The organism is Streptomyces sp. B6B3, from assembly GCF_039871525.1.
Classification (GTDB): Bacteria; Actinomycetota; Actinomycetes; order Streptomycetales; family Streptomycetaceae; genus Streptomyces.
Genome location: NZ_JBDPLU010000028.1, coordinates 37,560 through 59,007 on the forward strand (window position 1 = coordinate 37,560; position 21,448 = coordinate 59,007).

The following is a 21,448-nucleotide window of genomic DNA, read 5'->3' on the forward strand; positions in this document are numbered from 1 at the left end:
GCTGGAACCCGGCCGATCCCGGCCCGGGACCCCTCCCCACACCCCCCTGCTTCACTCACCTTCAGCCCGGGCTGGCTGGCACGACCGTGCGGCCTCGTCGCCCTGGCAGCACACGTCGCTTCGGGTTCCAACAGTTCGAAGGTGAGGCACCGATGGAAGAGATCAAGCTCGCACCGGAGGAAGTCGACCGCGTCATGGCGATCATCGGCCAGGCGTACACCGACATGGGGAGCGTGGCCACCGGCATCGGCGGCCACGCGGGCAACGTTCCCGGCGCCTACAACGGCGCCGGCACCGCGACCGCCGTGGAGACCTACGACAACCTCGGCCGGGCCGGCCAGGCCCTGGCCACCGCCCTGGACGGCCTGTCCCAGGACCTGGGCCTGACGGCCAACACCGGTCGCGAGACCGACGACGCCGCGCACGGCGCGCTGGGGAACGTCGTCGCGCCCAACACGTCCGTGGACCTGTCCGTCGCCGCGGCGATCTGACCGCCCCAACCGTCCGGCAGCAGGCCAGAAGAGGAGAGACGAGCCATGTCGTACAACGGGCTGATCCAGTTCAGGAACGAGGGTCTGGACACCATCCAGTCGCAGACCGCCAGCCAGCAGGAGCAGTACATCGAGATCTGGAACAACGTCACCACCCAGCTCATGGGGCTCGTCAACACGGGCCAGGTGGACGCCCAGATCGGCACCGTGCTCACCGAGCGCGACCAGATCTTCCGCCGCGAGTCCGCCGGCTACGACGAGAGCGTGACGTCCCAGAACACGGCGATGCGCAACGTCCAGAACATCGGCAACGAGGGCGGCGCCGCCATGGTGCGAGCCGCGGCGGGCGGCGGACGCTGACCGCGGATCCCCTTAAGGAGACATCGCAACCATGGACACGACGATCAATCTCGCGGCCCTGGGTGACGTCGAGAGCGGGGCGGGTGAGCGCGACTCGCTCGCCCAGATGAAGGGCGTGTTCGCCGGGATCGCCTCGGCCCCCGCCGTGTTCGGTGACGTGCCGAACGGGGCGCAGGCCGCGGCGGCGTTGGAGCAGTCGGCCCGCGGCATGCTCGACCAGCTGGAGGCGGCCGGGCAGTCCGTCGCCGACATCCAGGCGAGCGCGAAGGCGGCGGCCGGGATCGGCGAGGACACCGACGTCGCGGCCCAGCAGACCCTGTCGTCCGTGCAGGTGCACAACGTCGAGCAGTTCAACGCCGATCTGGACAACCAGCTCGCCGGCACGTTCGGCGTGGGGTGGTGACGGCATGAGCGCGGCGGCAGGACAGTTCTGGGACGCGATCGGCAGGATCCAGAGCGCCCAGGAGCACACCATCCAGGCGGCGGCCGGGGCCTGGCTCGCGCTGGCCTCCGCCGCGGACACGGAGAGCGGGGCCCTGTCGAGCACCGCCTCGCAGGCCGCGGGACAGCCGGGCGTCGGCCTGCTGGAACTCGCCGAACGGCTGGAGGAGACCAGCAACTGGGCGACGGAGGGCGGGGCCGTGGCCCGGCAGATCGCCGAGCAACTGCAGACCGCGGGCCAGCGCACCGCGCAGGCCAACGAGAAGGCGCTGCAACTCGCCGAGGAGTTCCGCGCCCTGGAGGCCGTGTCCGTGCTGCCCCTGGTCGGGGACGGCATGGAATCCCAGATGCAGGCACTCGCCGACGAGGCACTGGCGGAACTGGAGGCGTTGGGCGGCACGTTCGCCGGGGTCGTCGGCGGTAACGCGCCGGCGGCTCCGCCCGGCGGCGGCCCCGGCGCCACCACCGGCCCCTCGGCGATGCCGGTCAGCGGCTCCAGCTCGGCCGCCGCGTCCGGCGGCGGGGCGGCGGCCGCGTCCTCGGCCGGGTCGGCCAGTGCGGGGGCGGTCGCCGCGAGCGAGGCGGCGGCGGCGGAGTCCGCGGCGGCCGACGCGGCAGCCGCCGCGGAGGCGGCGGAGTACCCCAACTCCAGCGTCGCCGGGGCGGAGGCGGGCGACTTCGAGGGATGGGTGGAGAGCCCGTCCACCGGCTACCTGGTCGACCCCGAGACCGGACGCGAGTACGACCCGGCGTCCGGCAGGTGGATCGACCCGGTCACCGGCGAGGCGTTCGGCGACGTCACCGACTACGCCGCCCGCTATTCGGGCGTCGGCGCGGGACCGGGCGGCATCGCCTCGCCCGGCGGCCTGACCGGCGCCCCCATCGGCGGCGCCGGCGGGTTCGGCGGTGTCGGCGCCGTGGGCGGCGCGGGTCTGGCCGGCGGCGCGGGCGTCATGGGCGCCGCCGGGCTGGCGGGCATGTACGGCGGGGTGATGCCGCCCAGCGTCGGCGCCGCCGGCGCGGCCCGCGGCCAGATGGCGACGCAGGCCGCGCGCAACATGGGCACGAAGGCGCGGGTGGCCACCGGCATGGCGATGCGGGAGGCCGCCCAGGGCGGCCGTCCGTTCGCCCCGCCGCCGGGCGCGGCCCACGCCGCCGGCACGGCGCGCACCGGCGGCTCCGCCGAATCGGGCCGCCTCGGCCGGCCGACCGAACTGACCGAGGACCCCGAGGTGTGGGCGCCCAGCCAGAGCGCCTCCAGCGGCGTCCTCGCCTGACCGAACAGAAGGGAGAGTTCCCATGTCCGCAGACGGCCTGTACTACCTGCCCGAGGGCTTCCAGGAGGGCGCCCGGGCCAACGTCTCCGCCGCCGACGCGGCCGAGGCCACCCACCAGGCGCTCGCCTCCGTCCAGGTCAACGCCGCCAGCTTCGGCGGGGCCGACGCGTTCGTCAACGCGCTGATCACCACGCGTGACACGCAGGCCCGCGGCGTCGCCATGGCGGCCGAGGGCAGGCAGGGCATGGCCAGCGCGGACAACGCCGTCGCCGGAATCGGCACCGACATGGACGCCGCCGCCGAGCAGACACTCGGCGGCGCGTCCGCACAGACGGCGGCGGCCGACCAGACCATCGCCGACGGCGTGTAGGAGGGGGAGAGAACCGTGGGACCGAACCTCAGCTTCACGCGCGAGGAGGTGGTGGCGGCGGCCGGCGTGGACCCCTGGACCAGGCAGGCCCAGTTCCAGCAGGAGATCAACCCCAACGACATCGCCGCCACCAGGGACACCTACCTCCGGGCCGCCGAACAGGCCACGTCGGTGCAGGACATCGCGACCCAGGCCACCCAGATCTCGCAGGGCGCCGGAGGCAACGACGGCGCCCCGCTGGTGGACGGAGCGGACCGCGACCAGCAGACGGCCGACGGGATGCAGCAGGGCGGCGCCGACATCGCGGCCGTGGGCGAAACCCTGAACCGGGCGATGAACCGGGCGATCGGGGCCCACGACCAGGTCCTCGCGCTGATCCCCCCGCTGGACACCACGCACACCACCAACATCCAGGCGGCCGTCGACGAGTACAACGCCTGGGTGACCTCGGTGCAGGGGGTTCCCCTCGAACCCGGGACCGCCGAGGCGATGGCCGAGGGCATCCGGCAGAGGTGGATAGAGCAGACGGCAACGGCGGCCAGGACCGCCGACGCGGACATCACCGCGGCGGTCGAGGCGTACCGCATGGACATGATGGCGCAGGCGAACGAGCTCCAGTACCTCGGCTACGAGCCGTCCGAGGGACCTTTCCAGCTGTTCACCACCCCCGAGATGGGGCAGTGGGCCGCCGCGGGCCTGAACGCCGAGGCGCAGAAGGAGAACCCCGACCAGGGGAAGATCGACCGCTACCTGGACGGCCTCCAGTCGGTCAACTCCGGCGTCTACGGCCCCACCGGCCCCGGCACCACGGGGCCCAACGAGGCGGATCGCGCCATGACGCCCGAAGAGCGCGCCTATCTCGACTCCTTCTACGGCACGGTCAGCGCGGACACGCTCGCGGCGCTGGGCAACAACGACAGCCTCGGCGGCGCCGCGACCACCGTCGCCAACGGCATCGACACCCTGATGAACCCGGAGCTCGGCGGCATCGACACCGCCGTCTCGCCGGAGCAGGTGCCCGCCTCCATCGGCGAGTACCTCAACGGCTACGGCGACCAGATCGCCGGCCAGGCCAGCGTCGACCGGTTCAACGGCTTCGGGTCCCTGATGGAGAGCGCCACCGTCGCGCCCGGCGACGACTTCGCCGCCAACCTGGCGACGGCCGGTCTCGAGGTGCAGGAGGCCGTCGACGCCGCGAACATCGCGTCGGCCGGCTCCGAGTGGAACCCCGAGTCCACGTCGATGATGCCTCCGCTGGCACTCACCGGCAGCGGCGACCTGCTCTCCCACGTGTCGACGAACGCGGCCGCCTCGACGGACATCCTCATGGGGTCGGACGCTCGCAACCGGATGCTGGCGGCCGACTGGCAGGACAGCCAGGGCATCGCCGACCTCATCAACAGCTCCACCCGCCCCGCCGAGGACGGGTCGATGACCCCGGACCAGGAGTACGTCGCGGACGAGGTCCTCGGCTTCTACGCCGACAACCCCGACGAGCTGATCCACGACTGGGAGACCGACGACGCCGCGCTCCCCGAGTACGACAACGTCCCCCTCCAGGGCGCCGTGGCGGAGGCCGCGCTGAACCGCATGGACGCCCTCGTCGGCTACGGGGACGCCCGCCCCTCGGACGACGTGTACGGGGTGTTCGGCCTCATGGGCGCCACCGATCCGACGGTCAACGAGTACTTCAAGACCGGCATCGGCGCCGAACAGCACGACCTGGCCTACGACGTCTACGCCGGCAACGTCGACGCGGCGGCTCGCCAGGGCGTGCTGGAGGACATCGGCGATCTCACCCAGTACGTCAACTGGGGCGAGGCCGACGCCCTCCAGCACTACGCGGGGGACGAGGACAAGCAGGACAAGCTGTCACAGGATCAGGCCATCGCGTCCGTCGGCGCCGCGGCCGCCATCGGCGGGCTGATGGGCGGCCCCGCCGGTGCCGCGGCCGGGGCGGTGGCGGGGGCGGGTTGGTCCATGGCGACACCGGCCTTCTCCGAGTACGAGGCGCAGGCTCCCAAGGATCTGGCTGACTACCAGGCCGGAGAGGTCCCCCTCAACAACCAGCTGATGGAGTACGCCCTCCTCTCGGGCGCCGCCGACGCGTACAACGCGAACGGCGTCGCCGACATCACCCTGCCGGACGTCGCGCCCGACCCCACCGTGTCCGAATCCCTGGCAGCCGCCCACGGCCTCAACGACGACGCCAACTCCCTGCTCGGGCAACTGTCCGCCCAGGACGAGTCCATCAGGGCGGACGTCGGGGCGGTCCAGGCCGGGTCGAGGAACATCGCACCGTTCACCGAACACCATCCCTTCGCCGCCGAACGCCGCGCCGAGGCCGCAGAAGAGAACGGAGGGTGAGAAGCGTGACCACCCCCACCATCCCCAGCACCACCCACACCGCCGCCCCCACCACCGTCTTCCGCCGCCCTCCGCGCGCGGCGCAACCCACCGTGCCGTCGCAGGAACTCGTCGTCCAGGCGCCGCCGCCGCTGCCGCAGCCGGAGGACGCGAACGGGTGGCTGATGGCGCTGCCCGCGCTCAGCGGGCTCGGGTCCGTGATGTACATGCTGGTGCTGGGCCGCGGCGTCCTCGGCTACATCGTCGGCGGCGTGTTCCTGATCTCCTGCATCGCGATGGTCATCGCCTCGCTCGTCCGGCACCGGTCCAGCGCCAAGACCACCATGCGCAACGAGCGCCGCGAGTACCTGCGGTACCTGGAGCGCACCCGCGTCGAGGTGCGGCGGACAGCCAAGGCGCAGCGGGAGGCGCTGGAGTGGGGCGCGCCGGATCCGCGGGCGCTGTGGGCCGTGGCGGAGAGCCGGCGGCTGTGGGAACGGCGCGGCGGGGACGCCGACTTCGGCATGGTGCGGGTCGGGTCCGGGACGCGGTACCTGGCGACGCCGCTGGTCGCCGCCGAGACCCTGCCCGTGGAGGATCTCGACCCGCTCAGCTCCGTCGCGCTGCGGCGGTTCATCGACACCCACGCGGTGGTGCCCGACCTGCCGCTGCAGGTGGCGCTGCGGCGCTTCGCGGCGGTCGCGGTCGGCGGACCCGCCGGCGAGGGGGAGGAGGCCGACACCCACGACGCGGCCAGGTCGATGGCCCGCGCGGTCGTCGCGCACGCGGTGGCGTTCCACTCACCGAAGGATCTGCGCGTCGTGGTCTGCACCCGCGACGTCGAGGCCCCGGAGTGGGCCTGGGTGAAGTGGCTGCCGCACGTCCAGCATCCGGGGGAGATGGACCACGTGGGACCGGTGCGGATGACGCACGCCTCGCTGGGCGTGCTGGAGGAGTGGCTGGGCGCCGACCTGACCCGGCGCACCCGGTTCAACCGCAACGCCGAGCCGGACCCCGAACTGCCGCATCTCCTCGTCGTGCTGGACGGCGGCCTGGTCACCGGCGGCGAGGCGCTGCTCGATCCGGGCGGCCTGCAGGCGGTGACCGTGCTGGAGGTCGGCGGCACCGCGGCCGGGCCGCTGGTCGAGGCGCACGGCGTGCGGCTGGAGATCGTGGACGGGCGGATCGCGGTGCTCGCCAGGGAGAGCCGGGACGAGCTGGGTAGGGCCGACGGCCTGTCGGTCGCCGAGGCGGAGGCGCTGGCCACCCAGCTGGCGCGGTTCCGGATGGACAGCGTCGTCACGGCCGGCGAGGGCGAGGACCTGACCAGCGTCGTCAACACCCTGCCCAGCCTGCTCGGCATCCCCGACCCCGGCCAGCTGGAGCTGGACGTGCTGTGGCGGTCGCGCCCGGTGCGGGACCGGCTGCGGACCCCGCTGGGCGTGTCCGCGGACGGCGGGGTGCTGGAGCTGGACATCAAGGAGTCGGCGCAGAACGGCATGGGCCCGCACGGCCTGGTGGTCGGCGCGACCGGTTCGGGCAAGTCGGAGCTGCTGCGCACCCTCGTGCTGGGCATGGTCGCCAGCCACCCGCCCGAGCACCTCAACCTCGTGCTGGTCGACTTCAAGGGCGGCGCGACGTTCGCCGGGATGGCGGACCTGCCGCATGTGGCGGCCGTCATCACGAACCTGGAGGACGATCTGGCGCTGGTGGACCGGATGCAGGAGGCGCTGTCCGGGGAGATCAACCGCCGCCAGGAGGTGCTGCGCGACGCCGGCAGCCTGGTGTCGATCCGCGACTACGAGCGGGCCCGGCAGCGCGACGGCAACCTGCCGCCGCTGCCCAGCCTGTTCATCGTGGTCGACGAGTTCTCCGAACTGCTGGTGCAGAAGCCGGACTTCGCGGACCTGTTCGCGCAGATCGGTCGGCTGGGCCGGTCCCTCGGGCTGCATCTGCTGCTCGCCTCGCAGCGCCTGGAGGAGGGCCGGCTGCGCGGCCTGGAGGCGCATCTGTCGTACCGGATCGGCCTGCGGACGTTCTCCGAGTCGGAGAGCCGCACCGCGATCGGGGTGGTCGACGCGCACCATCTGCCGAGCGCCCCGGGCCACGGCTACCTCAAGACCGGCACCGCGAGCCTGCGGCGGTTCCGCGCCGCCTACGTGTCGGGTCCCTACCGATCGGGCGAGGACGGCGGCGGCCCGGCCCTCGGCGGGGCGCTCGGCGTGCGCCCGTTCCCCGCCGGCTACGTGCCGGTGCCCGAGGAGGAGCAGGCCCCGGAGCCCGAACCCGTGCCGGAGCCGGACGAGTTCGGCGAGGACGAGGAGCTGAGCACCACCGTGCTCAGCGTGATGGTGCAGCGGATGGCCGGCCAGGCGGCGCGGGCCCACCAGGTGTGGTTGCCGCCGCTGGACGAGCCCGAGCCGCTGGACGCCCTGGTGGGCGAGCTGGCCGTGCGGGAGGGCCGCGGCTTCGGCGCCTCCCCGGCCCGGCCGCCGTTGACCGCGACGATCGGCATCGTGGACCGGCCGTTCCGCCAGCGCCGCGACCCGTTGGAGCTGGACCTGTCCGGAACCGGCGGACACGTCGCCATCGTCGGCGGGCCGCGCAGCGGCAAGTCCACCGCCGTGCGCGCCCTGATCACCTCCCTGACGCTGCGTCACACACCCCAGGAGGCGCAGTTCTACTGCCTGGACTTCTCCGGCACGCTCTTCCCGCTCGCCGGCCTGCCGCACGTCGGCGGCGTCGCCAGCCGCACGGACAGCGAACTGGTCAACCGCACCGTCGCCGAGGTGCTGGAGCTGCTGGAGGCCAGGGAGAACCGCTTCCGCGAGCTGGGCCTGGAGTCGATGTCCGGCTACCGCGCGGCCCGCGCCGAGGGGCGCCTGGCCGACGAGGTCTTCGGCGACGTCTTCCTGGTGGTGGACGGCTGGCTGGTGCTGCGGCAGAGCTATCCGGAGCTGGAGGAGGTGCTGATGAGCGTGGCCGGGCGGATGCTGACCTACGGCATGCACCTGGTGGTCACCGGCAACCGCTGGATGGACATGCGGATGGGCCTGCGGGACCTGCTGGGCACCAAGGTCGAGCTCAAGCTCGGCGACGCCCTGGACTCCGAGATCGACCGCAAGGCGCAGCGCACCGTGCCCGCCGACCGGCCGGGCCGCGGCCTCGCCGAGGAGAAGGCGCATTTCCTGGTCGCCGTGCCCCGGGTGGACGGCGTCCACTCCGCCGACGGGCTCGGCGACGGCGTGCAGGACCTGGTGCGGCGGGTGGACGGGGCCTGGGCGGGGCCGCGCGCGCCGCGGGTCCGGCTGCTGCCCACCACCTGGCGCGTTCCGGACGAACCCCGCGACGAGCCCGGCGTGGTGATCGGGATCGAGGGCAACCGCCTGGAGCCCGTCTCGCTGGTCCCCGGCGAGGACGCGGGCCTGATCGTCATCGGCGACAGCGAGTCCGGCAAGACCGGCCTGCTGCGCGCCGTGGCCAACCAGGTGATGACGCGGTACACGGCCGAACAGGCCAAGCTCGTCGTGCTGGACCACCGGATGACGATGCTCCGCGAGTTCGAGGGGCCGCATCTGCTGGGCTACTCGACGACCCACGAGCGGTCCCTGGAGGTGGTCGGCGGGCTGGCCGAAGGGCTCAAGAAGCGGCTGCCCAGCGCCGACGTCACCCCGGAACAGCTGCGGGACCGGTCCTGGTGGACGGGACCCGAGATCTACCTGCTCGTCGACGACTACGACCTGGTGTCCACCTCCCGCGGCAACCCCCTGGCGGCGCTGCTGGACTTCCTGCCGCACGCCCGCGGCATGGGGCTGCACGTCGTCGTGGCCCGGCAGGCCGGCGGCGCCGGGCGGGCCGTGGTCGAGCCCGTGTTGGGGCGGATGAAGGAGCTCAACTTCCCCGCCGTGCTGCTGAGCATCCCCAAGGACGAACTGCCCATCTGGGGCGTCCGGCCGGCCCGCCGCGCGCGGGGCCGCGGCCTGCTGATGCACCGCCGGCTGGGCAACGTGCCGGTGCAGCTCGCCCGCGAGGACTCACCCCTGACGACCCGTTCCTCGAGTCTGGACCGCCGATGACCGACACCCTCACCTCCCGCTCTGGACGCGCCGCGACCAACCCGACTCCCTCCACCCATCCGACTCCGGGGCCCGACCGGGCGCCCCGCACCGTTGAGTTCGTCCGCATCGGGCTGGCAGGACCGACCGGCCGCGCCGACCTGGCGGTGCCGGCGACGGTGCCGCTGGCCCGGCTGCTGCCGATGCTGCTGCGGCAGACCGGCGAGGACCTGGGCCCGGACGGCGGCCTGCGGCACGGCGGCTGGGTGCTCCGGCGCTCCGACGGCACCCGCCTCGACGCCGCCGCGTCCCTGGCCGACCAGGGCGTCGCCGAGGGCGACCTGCTCTTCCTCGGCCACGGCGACGACGACGCCACGCCGCCGCTCTACGACGACGTGGTCGAGGTCATCGGCGAGCACGGCGTCCGCAACGCCTGGGCGGCGCCCGCCGCCCGCCGCGGCGCCGCCGCCCTGGCGGTGCTGGCCCTGCTCGCCGCCTGCGGCGCGCTGGCCGCGGCCCCGGGCGCCGTTCCCGGCTGGCTGGGGCTGGGGACCGCCGTCCTCGCGCTCGGGGTCGGCGTGCTGATGTCGCGCGGCTTCGGGGACGTGCGCGCCGGGACCCTGGCAGCGGTGCTGGCCGTGGTACCCGCCGTCTTCGGTTCCGTCCGACTGCTCGGCGGGGACGACGGCCTGGGCGCCGAACACCTGCTGCTCGGCTGCGCGGTGGTGGCCGTGGTCGGCGCCCTGGCGCCGGTGCTGGTGGGCGGCGGGGACGGCACGTTCGTCACCCTGGTCGTCGCGGGACCGCTGGCCGCCGTCGGCGCCGTGATGACCGCGGTCTGGGACGTCAGCCCCGTCGAGGCCGCCTCCATCGCCGGCCCGCTCGCGCTGGCGCTGACCACGGTCTGGCCCACCCTCGCGCTGCGCGTCGCCCGCCTCCCGGCCCCGCACCTCGCCGCCACCCCCGAGGAACTGGAACGCCTGCCCAGCCAGCTCGCCCACGACACGCTGACCGCGCGGGTCGCGATGGCCCGCCGGGTGCTTGGCGGCATGACCCTCGGCAGCCATCTGGTCGCGGTCGGGGCGACGCTGGTGCTGTTCGCCGCCGCCGAGCTGTGGCTTTCGGTGCTGGCCGGCGTGCTGACCGTGCTGATGCTGCTGCGGGCCCGGCTGTTCCGGGAGTCCGTGCAGGTCGCGACGGCGATGACCGCGGGCTTCGCCGCGGCGGCCGGCGCCGCGGTGTTCACGGTGGCCGACCGGGCGTCGCAGTCCGCGCCGCTGCTCGGCGCGATGCTGCCGACGACCCTGACGGTCGCCCTGGCGGCCGGCATCGTCGGCCTGGCCGCCGGCAGGCAACGGATGAACCCACGGCTGTCGCGGGCGCTCGACATGCTGGAGACGCTCCTGCTGGTGGCCGTGGTGCCGCTGGTGCTGGAGGTCTGGGGCCTGTACGGCGCGCTGCTCGACTGGAGGGTGTGAGGAGCGATGACCGGTGCCGAGATGACCAGAGCGGAGACGTCCGGCCCGCACGGCGTCCGCCCTCGCCCCCGCACCACGCCGGGGTGGCGCCACACCGGCGCGGGCCCGGGGCGACCGGGCGGACGCGCCCTCGCGGCGGCGCTCGGCGTCGCGGCGTTGGGCCAGCTGGTCGTCCCCGTCGTGGTCCCCGGAGCCGCCCCGCCCGCGGCGGCGGCGGCGGAACCGTGCCGCACGCAGACCACCGGCGTGGACATGGACGACATCCCGGGAGCGGTCGGCGCGTACCCGTTGATCGACCGACTCGGCCTGCGACACGCCTGGGACCTGGCCGACGGCGACGGCGTCACCGTCGCCGTCATCGACTCGGGCGTGGACGCCGACCATCCCGACCTGGCGGACTCCGTCGAGCGGGGCAGCGAGTTCATCCGCGCCCTCGACGAGACCGAGTTCACCCCCAGTACGCCCCCGCCGGAGCTGGACTGCGTGGGCCACGGCACCGCCGTCGCCGGGCTGATCGCCGGCCGGCGCGCCGACGGCGACCGGATCGCCGGGGTGGCGCCAGGGGCCACCATCTATCCGGTGCGGATGGCCGACGGCGTCGACCAGGCCACGCAGAACACCCTCGCGGCCGCCATTCGGGACGCCGTCGCCAACGACGCGGACATCATCAACCTCTCCCTCGCCGTCGCCTCCGACCACGACGCGATCCGCGAGGCGATCGCCGACGCCGTCGCCGCCGACGTGCTCGTCGTCGCCGCGACCGGCAACGAGGGCAACGAGAACGTGACGGGCGGCCGGATGTACCCGGCCGCCTACGACGGGGTGTTGGCCGTCGGCGCCGTCGACGCCAACGGGGAGCCGCTGGACTCCTCGAACTTCGGCCCCTGGGTGGACCTGGCGGCCTACGGCGACGACATGGTCGTGGTCGCGCCCGACGGCGAGGGCTACCGGGTGGAGGGCGGGACCAGCATGGCCGCCGCCCAGGTCTCCGGCGCCGCCGCGCTGCTGATGTCCCGCTTCGACGACCTGTCGGCCGCGGAGGTGGCCCGCCGGCTCATCGGCTCCGCCTCGCTCGCGAGCGGCGAGGTCAACGACCGCACCGGCGCCGGCATCGTCGACCCCTTCGGCGCGCTGACCCACCTCGACGGCGAACGGGAGGGCGACCCGGGCGAGGACGAACAGGCCGCGGTGACCGGCTCCATCGCCGTGCAGACCCTGCCCCGCGAGGAACCGCTGCTCTCCGCGACCGCGGCCGCCGCCCTGGCCTGGAGCGGCGGGCTGCTGTTGGCCGTCGTGCTCGGGCTGCTGGCCGCCCCCGGGGTGCGCCGGGCCATCCAACGCGGCTGGCGGGCGGGCGCCGCGCCACCGGAGCGCGCGGACGAGCCCGCCGCCGGCGCCGCACCGCCGGTCGGCGACCACCTCGCCTGGCTCGGCGGCGACGCCCGGGCCGCGACCGCGACGACGACCACCGCGACGACGCCCGCCGCGGCGACCGCCGCCACCGGCACGGCCGCCGGCGGCCCCGGTGGCAGACCCACGAGCGGGCCCACCAGCAGAGCCGTCGGCGCCGCCACCACCGCATCCACCAGCCCAGCCGCGCACAGGAACCGGACACCGTAGCGATGGCCACGACACGCGAACAGGCGGAGGCGTACGAGTACGCCAAGCGCCGCATGACGACCAGTCTCCTGCGCGGCACCGACGAGGCCCGCCGCGATCCGCGCCGCCGGCTGAACCGCTCGCTGGGCAGCGGCATCGCGGTCGGCGTCCTCGTCGCGGCCGTCTTCGGCATCATCGGCTGGCTGGGCGGCGGCAACGGCCCCGACCTGCCGACCCGAGGCGTCGTGGTGGTCGGCGACGGCGGCGACCCGTACATCGTCGAGGACGGCGTGGTGCACCGCGCGCTCAACCTCGCCTCCGCGATGCTGGTCGGCGGCAGCCAGATCACCGAGGTGCGCCAGGGCACCCTGGACGAGGCGCCGCGCGGCCGGCCGGTGGGCATCCCCGGCGCGCCCGACGCGCTGCCGGACGCCGACGACCTGCTCGACGAGGACTGGACGCTGTGCGCCACGCCCTCGGAGACCGGCGGCCCGCCGGTCCAGACCACGCTCTACGTCGCCGTGCCGAGCGCGGCGGAGGCGGGCCCCGCGGGCACCGTGCTGGTCGAGGCGGAGGACGGCGCGCTGTGGCTGCTCACGGAGGGCCGGCGCTACGCGCTGACCCAGTCGGTCGCCGAACTGCTCGGGCTGCGCGAGGAACCGGTGCCGCTGCCCCTGGAGGTCATCGTCACCGTCCCCGAGGGCCCGTCGATCACCGTCCCCGACGCCGTGGCCGGCGCCGGTGAGGAGCCCGCGGCCGACCTGCCCTTCGAGGCCGAGGTCGGCGACGTGGCCCACACGGTCAGCGGGCCCAACCAGCAGTACTTCGTGGTGCGTTCGGACGGGCTGGTCGCCGTCTCGGAGCTGGTGTACACGCTGCTCGCCACGCCGGCGGGCGCCGACCGCGCGATCAGCTCCCTCGACGCCGCCCAGGCACCGCGTTCCCCCGCGCGCCCGCCGGGCGACCAGGGCTGGCCCGACGCGACGCCGGTCGTCGACGAGTTGGAGCGCGACCAGCCGGTCTGCGTCAGCACCCCGCCGGGCGGCCGACCCGGGGACGCGCCGTGGCGGGCCACCGTGCACCTGCCGCAGTCCATGCCGGAGCCGGCGGACATGACGCCCGTCACCGCGGCGAGCGCCGAACCACTGGGCCTGCTCAACAGCCTCTACGTGCCGGCCGGTTCCGGTGCCGTGGTGCGGTCCACCACCTCCGGCGGCAGCGGCGGCAGCCACGTCCTGGTCACGGACGACGGGACCGCCTACCGGTTCGCCTCGGCCGAGGCGGTCGAACGCCTCGGGTACCAGCCGGCCGAGGCGCCGTCGATGCCCAGCGCGTTCGTCGACCTGCTCCCGACCGGACCGGTGCTCGATCCGGACGCGGCGGCCCAGGAGGAACAGCCCCTCGGCGAGGAGGACCAGTGAGCGTGCGGAATGTATGGCGGCGGTTCCGAGGTCTCCGGTTCGGCCGGGCCCGGCTGGTTGCCATCGAGACCGGCCTCGCCGCGGTGGCCGTCGGCCTGGCGCTGCGCGGCCCCTGGGGCTACTACGTACTGGCCGGCGCGGGGCTGCTGCTCGTCGTCGGCGCGCTGGTGCGCCGCCGCGGCGCCTGGGCGGACCAACGGGTGCTGGCCCGGCTGCGGGGCCGCCGCCTCGCCGTGCCGCCCCCGCCGGGCCCGCACGGCCGGGAGCCCGGCGAACTCGGCCTGGTCCGGGCGCTGCTCCCCGCGCTGGACGTGACCGAGGTCGCCGACCGCAACTCGGAACCCGAGGCCCTGGGCGTGGTGTCCGACGGCCGCGGCCATGCCGCCGTCGTCGCGTTCCCCGGCGGGATGCTGCCCGCCCTCCCGGCGGACCAGGTGGCCCGGTGGCTGGCCGAGGACCCCGCGCGTCCGGCGGCGGCCCAGCTGGTCGTGGAGCAGTTCGGCGTCCCCCCGTGGGACTTCCACTTCGGCTTCCAACCCGCCACGGCCTACCGCCAGCTGCCCTACCGGCGCCGACCCGTCGCGGTCCGCTCCTGGCTGGTGGTGCGGTACGAGCCGCTGCCCGCGCCCGAGGCCGCCGCGCGGCGCGGCGGCGGGCACGCCGGCGCGTGCGCCGCCGTGGCGGCGGCGACCGCGCGGCTCCGCGCCCGCCTGGCCGCGCACGGCGTGCCGACCACGCCGTTGGGCGCCGACGAGGTGACCGACCTGCTGCGGCAACTCGGCGACCCCGAGGCCGAGGGCCGGGCGCTGCCGACGAGTTGGGCGGGCCAGGCGTCCACCCACTGCACCCTGACCGCGCGCGTCTCCTGCCAGAACGACTGGCAGCTCCTGCTGTCCGGGCTGGCCGCCTGCGCCGCCGACCGGCTGGTGGCGGCGGCGACCCTCACCGCCCACGGCGGCACCCTCCGGGTCCTCGCCGCAGTCCGCCTGGTCAGCACCCTGGCCCAACACGCCGCGGGCGAACGGGAACGGCTGCTGGCCGCCGGCGTCACTGGCCCGCCCGCCGCCGACCAGACCGCAGGACTGCTGGCCACCCTGCCGTTGGCGTATCCGACTCACCCTCTCGACGAGGCGACGGGTTTCGCCGGTCCGGTCCCGGTCTCGGTTCCCGTGGAGGCGACGGCACGATGACCAGGAACGAGCCGGCCACCCTCCCGCTGGCGTATCGCACCCACCCCCTCGACGAGGCCACGGGTTTCGCCGGCCCCGTTTCCCTTCCCGTTCCCGTTCCCGTTCTCAGGGAGGCGACCGCACGATGACCACCCCCGACCTGGTCACCCCCGACCTGACCGCCCTGCCCGTCGCGGAGTGGAAGGACGACACCCGGGCCCCCATCCGCCTCACCCCCGCCCGCACGGGAGTGCACCTGGGCCGGCGGGACAACGGCGAGCCCGTCGCCCTGCCCGTGCCGGGTCCGGCCGGCACCCGCGTCGCCGTGCTCGGCGAGTCCCTCTTCGTCCGGATGGTCGCGCTGCGGCTGCTGGCCGTCGGCGCGCACGTCACCGCCGCCACCAAGGCCCCGTACCGGTGGAACGCGATCCGCGACGTCGCCGGCGAGCGCCTTCTGGTCACCGAGGACCCGGCCCCCTGGCCGCGCGCCACCCCGGCCCCGCCCACCGTGGACGCCGGCCCGCAGGTGCTGGTCACCGACCTCCGGCGGGCCCCGTCGGCCGCCCTCGCGGACGGACCCTGGCGGACCGTCATCCACGTCACCCGCACCGCCCCCCGCCGGGCCGCGTTCTGGAGCCACCCGGACGCCCTCGTGGCCCTGAGCGCAGCTCAGGCCGACCAGGTCGGCCACCTGCTGGGCCGCGAGGCCGCGCACCGCACGTCCCAGCTCACGGCCGGCCAGATCATCCTCTTCCGCCCCGGCTCCAGCGAGATCCTCCGCCCCGACGTCTCCCCGGGCGAGAAGGCCCTGCTGACCCCGGACCAGCAGACCCTGCACCTGCCGGCGCTGCCGTAACGAGCAGTCCGGTCGCTGCACGAGGATTGACAGGCCGTCGCCCGGTTGGGAAGACTCCCCGGTGCCTCGGAGGCGCTGGCCCAGGCCGTTTCCGTGCGCGGAAATGAATCGTTTCATACGCACGCCCGCCCGCCAGCCATCCCCCACCCCGACCTCCACCCCACCGCCACCTCACCGCCGTCCGTCCCACCCCAGCCGTCCCTGGCACCCCTGCCGGGAAGGCATCCGTGCGTTCCCAGGAGGGAAAGATGATGCGTCGACGCGACCTGCTGCGCGGTTCCCTGGCCGTCACGACCACCATGGCGACCACCCAGGCCCTCGCCGGTGTCGGCCGGGCCGCGGGCGTCCCGGCGAGCTCGTCGTCGTCGGCGGCGCCGGGCGACCGCCTCGGCTGGGGCCCGATCACCGCGCAGACCCGGCCGTGGACCCGGTGGTGGTGGCTGGGCAGCGCGGTGACCGAGGACCGGCTGGCCTGGCACCTGCGGGCGTTCGCCGAGGCGGGCCTCGGCGGCGTGGAGGTCCAGCCGATCTACGAGGCGCAGGGACTCGAGGACCGGATCCTGCCCTACCTCAGCCGGGAGTGGCTCGACGCGCTGGCCGCCACCACCCGCCACGCGGCGGACCTCGGCCTGGGCGTCGACCTGACGGCCGGTTCGGGATGGAACATCGGCGGCCCGTGGATCACCCCCGAACTCAGCGCCGGCCGGGCGCTGGTCGAGCGTTGGGAACTGACCGAGGGGCAGCGGCTCGACGTGCCGGTGCGCACCGAACAGCCGCCCCACCCCGGGCTCATCGACGAGGAACGGCTGTCCCGCCCCGACCTGCGCCCGCCGATGGACCCGCTGCCCGAGCCCCCGCTGGCCGCCCTCGTCGCCCGGGAGGCCGGCAGCGGCGAGACGATCGACCTCGCGTCGCGCGTCGGCGCCGACGGAACGCTCGACTGGACCGCGCCGCCCGGCCGTTGGGAGCTGGTCGGGGTCTTCAGCGGGCTGGCGCTCAAGCGCGTCGAGCGCGCCGGACCCGGGGGCAAGGGCCTGATGGCCGACTGTTTCGCGGCGGAGTCCGTGCGGACCCACCTGGACCGCCTCGACGAGGCGCTCGACGACGGGCCGCCCGGGCTGCGCGCCATGTTCCACGACTCCTTCGAACTGGAGGCCACGGACTGGACGCGCGAGGCGGTGGCCGAGTTCGCCCGCCTGCGCGGCTACGACCTCCTCCCGCACCTGCCCGCCGTCTTCGCCGAGACCGACGGTTCCGGCGACTCCGACGCCCGACTGCGGGTGCTGTCCGACGTGCGCGAGACGTTCTCCGACCTCTTCCTGGAACGGTTCGCGCGGCCGTTCACCGACTGGAGCGCGCGGCGCGGCTGGCTCACCAGGAACCAGGCGCACGGCTCCCCGGCCCATCTGCTCGACGTCTACGCGGCGGCGGACATCCCGGAAACGGAGTACACCGGCGCCGAGATCATCCCGATCCCCGGGCTGCGGCAGGGCGCGGGCACCGCCCGCCGGCCCACCTCGCTGACCTGGCGGATGGCCTCCTCGCCCGCGCACACCCAGGGCAAGCCGCTCGTCGCCGCCGAGGCGATCACCTGGCTGGACCAGCACTACCACGTGGCGCTGTCCCAGGCGAAGCCCGCCGTGGACGTGCTCTTCGCCGCCGGCGTCAACCACATCGTGCTGCACGGTTCGGCGTACTCGCCGGAGGACGCCCCCTGGCCGGGCCACTCCTTCTACGCCGCCACCGAGGTGCAGCCCGCCAACACCTCCCTCTGGCGCGACCTCCCCGAGTTCACCGGCTACGTCACCCGCTGTCAGTCCGTGCTGCAGTCCGGCGAGCACGACAACGACGTGCTGGTGTACTGGCCGCAGCACGACCTGTGGGGCGCGCCCGACGGCGGCGTCGGCTCGGACGACGTCGAGCTGACCCCCGACCACCACTGGTCCGGCGACCCCTGGATGTACGGCCACCCCACGGGCGCCGACGTGGTCGCCGGCGGACTCGAGGCCCGCGGCTGGCAGTTCGACTGGGTGTCCGATCGGCAGCTCGCGGCGTTCACCGGTGACGCCTCCGGGGTGCGCAACGAGCACGCCCGCTACCGGGCCGTGGTGGTCCCCGGCGCCCGGCTCGTCCCGCTGGCCACGCTGGAGAGGCTGCACGCCCTGGCCAGCGCCGGGGCCACCGTGGTCTTCGCCGGCGACCTGCCCGAGGACGTGCCGGGCCTCGCCGACCTCGACGAGCGCCGCGCCCGACTCGTCGCGCTGTACGCGCCGTTGGGCGCCGCGCACGGCCGGAACGGCGTCCACCGGGTGGGCCGCGGCCGGATCGTGGTGACCGCCCAGGGCGCCGACCTCGACGAGGCGCTGGCCGACGCCGGCGCCGCGCGCGAACCCGCGGCCGACGCCGGCCTGTCGGTGCTCCGCCGGCGACACGACGAGGGCCGGCACTACTTCCTCGCCAACGTCTCGGCCGAACCGGTCGACGGCTGGTTCCCGTTGGGCACCCGGGCCGCCTCCGTCGCCGCGCTCGACCCGTTGCGCGACACCGGCGGGCTGGCCAGCACCCGCGGCGGCGACGGCGACCGGCAGGTGCGGCTGCGCCTCGACCCGGGCGAGTCCCTCATCCTCCGCACCTTCGACGACCAGGACGAGCGGCGGGTCGAGGCGCCGGCCTGGACCACCTCCGCGCCCACCGGGCGGGAACGGCCGCTGACCGGGCCGTGGACCCTGACGTTCCTCGACGGCGGCCCGACGCTGCCGCCCGAGCGCACCCTCCCCGAGCTCGTCTCCTGGCCCGAACTCGGCGACGCGGAGGCCGCCTTCTCCGGCACCGCCCGCTACGCCCTGGAGTTCGACCTGCCCGCCGCCGACGCGCGCCGGACCTGGCGGCTCGACCTCGGCGACGTGCGCGAGACCGCCTCGGTCCGGCTCAACGGGCGGGAACTGGGCACCGCCTGGTCCCTGCCCTTCCGCCTCCCCCTGGGCCGCGCGCTCCGCACCGGCCGCAACGTCCTCGAACTCGACGTCACCAACCTCGCGGCCAACCGCGTCCGCGACCTCGCCCGGCGCGGCGAACTCGTGACGAACTTCTGGGTCAGCTGGCTCGACGCGTCGCCGCCCGCCGCATGGGAGCCGATGCCCTCGGGACTCCTCGGCCCCGTTCGTCTCACCGAGACGAGCGACTGAGGCAGGGCCGCCCCCGGGAACTATCGGGCCACGCCACGTGTCACCGCTGGCGTTCGGGTCGACAATGAGTCGAACTGACCGACCAGGGGGCGAAGATGGAGCGTCAGGAGAGTCCTTTCGGCCCGCGGGCGGAGGCGGACCCGGAACGCGTCCCCGCCGCGCCCGGGTCCTGGCGCCGGCGCGTGGCGGACCTGCGGCGTCGGGCGACGGCGCCGCAGGGGTGGTTCACCGCTCCGTCGCCCTCGTCCCCGCCCTCTCCTGAGCAGCGCATCATCAACCGGCTGCGGAACCTCTCCGCCGGCCTGGCGCTGCTGCTGGTGGTGGCGGTCGGCGTCGCCGTGCTCTCCGGCACCGCGCAACGGGACGCCACCGACGCGCGGCACGTCGCCGAGTCCCGGCAACTCGCCGCCCAGTCCGCGGCGGTGCTGGGCGAGGATCGCGACCTGGCCTCGTTGCTGGCCATCCAGGCGTACCGCACCAGCCCCACCGACGAGGCCGTCGCCAGCCTCTACGCCGCCGCGGACCTCTCGCCCCGCCAGCGGCTCGACACCTCCGCCGACTACCTGTTCGCCGTCGCCTACAGCCCGGACGGCACCCTGCTCGCCACCGGCGGACAGGGGCGGGACGTGCAGCTGTGGGACGCGACCACGGGCGCGCTCCGCGACACCCTGACCGGCCACCCCCGGAGCGTGGACCACGTGGCGTTCAGCCCCGACGGGGACACGCTCGCCACCGGCAGCGCCGACGAGGCAAGCGTCCGGCTGTGGGACACGGCGACCGGCACGCTCCGCGACACCCTCACGGTCGACTCGCTGGGGTCGTTGGCGTTCAGCCCGGACGGCGCCACCCTCGCCACGGGGTCGTTCGGGCCCCGGGTGCGGCTGTGGGACGTGGCGACGGGCGAGCTCACCGACACCCTCGTCGACGAGGGCGACATGAGCACGGTGGCGTTCAGCCCGGACGGCTCCACGCTCGCCGTGGGCGGATCCGACGAGCCGGTGCGGCTGTGGGACGTGGCGACCGGCGAGGTTCGCGAGACGCTTGCGCCGGGCGTCGAGGACACGTTCATGATGGCCTTCAGCCCCGACGGCACCGTCCTCGCCACCTTCACGGGGGAGATGGTGCACCTGTTGTACGTGGAGACGAACGTGCACGAGACGCTCAGCGTCGACGATGTCGCGGCGCTGGCCTTCAGCCCCGACGGCACCACCCTCGCCACCGGCGGCCTCGACGGGCGGACGCGGCTGTGGCACATCGCCACCGGCCAGGTGCGCGACGTCCTCACGGACGCACCCGCCACCGACGTCGGGGCCATGGCGTTCAACCCGGACGGCACCACCCTCGCCGTGGGCGACGCGGACGGGACGGTGTGGCTGTGGAACGCGTCGGTCGGTCGGCCGGGCGACGCCTTCTCCAGCACCGACGGCGAGTACTCGGTGGCGTTCAACCCCGACGGCTCCGTCCTCGCCCTGGGCGGCTACGACGGGAGCGTGCGGCTGGTGGAGACCGCGACCGGTGAGGTCCGCGACACGCTCATCACCGGCCTGCCCGTCGACGCCGGCGTGCGGGTGACGTTCGGTGCGGAGGGCGATGTGCTGCACACGGCCCGGCAGGACGGGCAGGTGGAGTCGTGGGACGTGGCGACCGGCGAGCCCCGTGCGAGCGGCGTCGTCGACGTCGGCGACGCGGTGGTGCTCGCCCTCAGCCCCGATGGCGCCCTCCTCGCCACCAGGAACGACGACAGGCTGGAGTTGTGGGACACGGCGACGGGCGAGCTCCGCGAGACCCTCACGGTGGAGGTCGCCCAGTCCGCCACGTTCAGCGCCGACGGCTCCCAGCTCGCCATCATCAGCGGCGTGGGACGGAAGCTGCGGCTGTGGGATGCGCGGACGGAAGAGATGCGCACGACCCTCGCCGTTGACGGCGTGTCCGAGGTGGCGTTCAGCGCGGACGGCACGATCCTCGCCACCGGCGGACAGGACGGGTCGGTGGAGCTGTGGGACGTGGTGACGGGCGAGCTCCGCGACCGACTTCCGGACCACCTCGTGGCCGTGAGTTCGCTGGCGTTCAGCCCCGACGCCGTCACCCTCGCCTCCGGCAGCACCGACGGGGTGGTGCGGTTGTGGAACGTGCTGGCGGACGAGAACCGCAACACCGTCGCCTTCGGCAACGCGCATCTGATGGAGTTCAGCCCCGACGGTGCGACCCTGGCCATCGGCGGGTTGGGGCAGGACACGCGGCTGTGGGAGCTCAGCACGCCCAGCCCGGAGGACGCCGTCGGCGTGCTCTGTGAGGCGCTCCGGCGGGATCTGACGAGAAGCGAACGAGCCCGCTACCTCCCCGACGAGTCGGCCGGTCCCACGTGCGACGGGTGAGGCCCGGCAGCCACGGAGCGTCCGG

At 74.8% G+C, this 21,448-nt stretch carries 15 protein-coding genes; all 15 read left to right on the forward strand.

The window, feature by feature from the left end:
- Positions 1–152: 152 nt before the first annotated feature.
- A complete protein-coding gene (locus ABGB06_RS35190) occupies positions 153–491 on the forward strand; it encodes a type VII secretion target (protein ID WP_347598203.1) in 339 nt (112 codons plus the stop codon).
- 45 nt (positions 492–536) lie between these two features.
- Positions 537–851 carry a hypothetical protein gene (locus tag ABGB06_RS35195; RefSeq protein WP_347598206.1) on the forward strand — a complete coding sequence of 105 codons (315 nt, stop codon included), beginning with the start codon at positions 537–539 and terminating at the stop codon, positions 849–851.
- A gap of 31 nt (positions 852–882) precedes the next feature.
- Entirely contained in the window at positions 883–1,254 is a 372-nt protein-coding gene (locus tag ABGB06_RS35200) for a hypothetical protein (protein ID WP_347598209.1), read from the forward strand.
- Between the two features lie 4 nt (positions 1,255–1,258).
- A complete protein-coding gene (locus ABGB06_RS35205; protein WP_347598212.1) occupies positions 1,259–2,569 on the forward strand; it encodes a hypothetical protein in 1,311 nt (436 codons plus the stop codon).
- A 22-nt stretch (positions 2,570–2,591) separates the two neighbouring features.
- Positions 2,592–2,939 carry a hypothetical protein gene (locus ABGB06_RS35210; protein ID WP_347598215.1) on the forward strand — a complete coding sequence of 116 codons (348 nt, stop codon included), beginning with the start codon at positions 2,592–2,594 and terminating at the stop codon, positions 2,937–2,939.
- 15 nt (positions 2,940–2,954) lie between these two features.
- Positions 2,955–5,306 carry a hypothetical protein gene (locus ABGB06_RS35215; protein ID WP_347598218.1) on the forward strand — a complete coding sequence of 784 codons (2,352 nt, stop codon included), beginning with the start codon at positions 2,955–2,957 and terminating at the stop codon, positions 5,304–5,306.
- A 5-nt stretch (positions 5,307–5,311) separates the two neighbouring features.
- The gene (eccCa, locus tag ABGB06_RS35220; RefSeq protein WP_347598221.1) at positions 5,312–9,361 is read left to right on the forward strand and encodes a type VII secretion protein EccCa; all 4,050 of its coding nucleotides are present in this window, start codon (positions 5,312–5,314) and stop codon (positions 9,359–9,361) included.
- Positions 9,358–10,818 (forward strand): type VII secretion integral membrane protein EccD, encoded by a 1,461-nt coding sequence (gene eccD / locus ABGB06_RS35225; protein WP_347598224.1) that lies wholly within the window; start codon positions 9,358–9,360, stop codon positions 10,816–10,818. Before eccCa ends, eccD begins: the two co-directional genes overlap by 4 nt.
- A 6-nt stretch (positions 10,819–10,824) precedes the next feature.
- Entirely contained in the window at positions 10,825–12,438 is a 1,614-nt protein-coding gene (locus ABGB06_RS35230) for a S8 family serine peptidase (protein ID WP_347598227.1), read from the forward strand.
- 2 nt (positions 12,439–12,440) lie between these two features.
- A complete protein-coding gene (gene eccB / locus ABGB06_RS35235; RefSeq protein WP_347598230.1) occupies positions 12,441–13,838 on the forward strand; it encodes a type VII secretion protein EccB in 1,398 nt (465 codons plus the stop codon).
- Positions 13,835–15,028 carry a type VII secretion protein EccE gene (locus ABGB06_RS35240; RefSeq protein ID WP_347598233.1) on the forward strand — a complete coding sequence of 398 codons (1,194 nt, stop codon included), beginning with the start codon at positions 13,835–13,837 and terminating at the stop codon, positions 15,026–15,028. The genes eccB and ABGB06_RS35240 overlap by 4 nt, the downstream gene beginning before the upstream one ends.
- Positions 15,025–15,156 carry a hypothetical protein gene (locus ABGB06_RS35245; RefSeq protein WP_347598236.1) on the forward strand — a complete coding sequence of 44 codons (132 nt, stop codon included), beginning with the start codon at positions 15,025–15,027 and terminating at the stop codon, positions 15,154–15,156. The genes ABGB06_RS35240 and ABGB06_RS35245 overlap by 4 nt, the downstream gene beginning before the upstream one ends.
- Positions 15,153–15,863: a hypothetical protein gene (locus ABGB06_RS35250; RefSeq protein ID WP_347598239.1), complete on the forward strand. Its 711-nt coding sequence runs from the start codon at positions 15,153–15,155 to the stop codon at positions 15,861–15,863. The genes ABGB06_RS35245 and ABGB06_RS35250 overlap by 4 nt, the downstream gene beginning before the upstream one ends.
- A 248-nt stretch (positions 15,864–16,111) precedes the next feature.
- Entirely contained in the window at positions 16,112–19,048 is a 2,937-nt protein-coding gene (locus ABGB06_RS35255; protein WP_347598241.1) for a glycosyl hydrolase, read from the forward strand.
- A gap of 95 nt (positions 19,049–19,143) precedes the next feature.
- Complete coding sequence (locus ABGB06_RS35260) at positions 19,144–21,423, forward strand: WD40 repeat domain-containing protein (protein ID WP_347598244.1); 2,280 nt, start codon at positions 19,144–19,146, stop codon at positions 21,421–21,423.
- Positions 21,424–21,448 lie beyond the last annotated feature (25 nt).

Bases quoted from the DNA above. Each gene is read 5' to 3' on its own strand.
- ABGB06_RS35190 (WP_347598203.1), top strand. From the start codon at position 153: ATGGAAGAGATCAAGCTCGCACCGGAGGAAGTCGACCGCGTCATGGCG.
- ABGB06_RS35195 (WP_347598206.1), top strand. From the start codon at position 537: ATGTCGTACAACGGGCTGATCCAGTTCAGGAACGAGGGTCTGGACACC.
- ABGB06_RS35200 (WP_347598209.1), top strand. From the start codon at position 883: ATGGACACGACGATCAATCTCGCGGCCCTGGGTGACGTCGAGAGCGGG.
- ABGB06_RS35205 (WP_347598212.1), top strand. From the start codon at position 1,259: ATGAGCGCGGCGGCAGGACAGTTCTGGGACGCGATCGGCAGGATCCAG.
- ABGB06_RS35210 (WP_347598215.1), top strand. From the start codon at position 2,592: ATGTCCGCAGACGGCCTGTACTACCTGCCCGAGGGCTTCCAGGAGGGC.
- eccD (WP_347598224.1), top strand. From the start codon at position 9,358: ATGACCGACACCCTCACCTCCCGCTCTGGACGCGCCGCGACCAACCCG.
- ABGB06_RS35230 (WP_347598227.1), top strand. From the start codon at position 10,825: ATGACCGGTGCCGAGATGACCAGAGCGGAGACGTCCGGCCCGCACGGC.
- eccB (WP_347598230.1), top strand. From the start codon at position 12,441: ATGGCCACGACACGCGAACAGGCGGAGGCGTACGAGTACGCCAAGCGC.
- ABGB06_RS35245 (WP_347598236.1), top strand. From the start codon at position 15,025: ATGACCAGGAACGAGCCGGCCACCCTCCCGCTGGCGTATCGCACCCAC.
- ABGB06_RS35250 (WP_347598239.1), top strand. From the start codon at position 15,153: ATGACCACCCCCGACCTGGTCACCCCCGACCTGACCGCCCTGCCCGTC.
- ABGB06_RS35255 (WP_347598241.1), top strand. From the start codon at position 16,112: ATGATGCGTCGACGCGACCTGCTGCGCGGTTCCCTGGCCGTCACGACC.
- ABGB06_RS35260 (WP_347598244.1), top strand. From the start codon at position 19,144: ATGGAGCGTCAGGAGAGTCCTTTCGGCCCGCGGGCGGAGGCGGACCCG.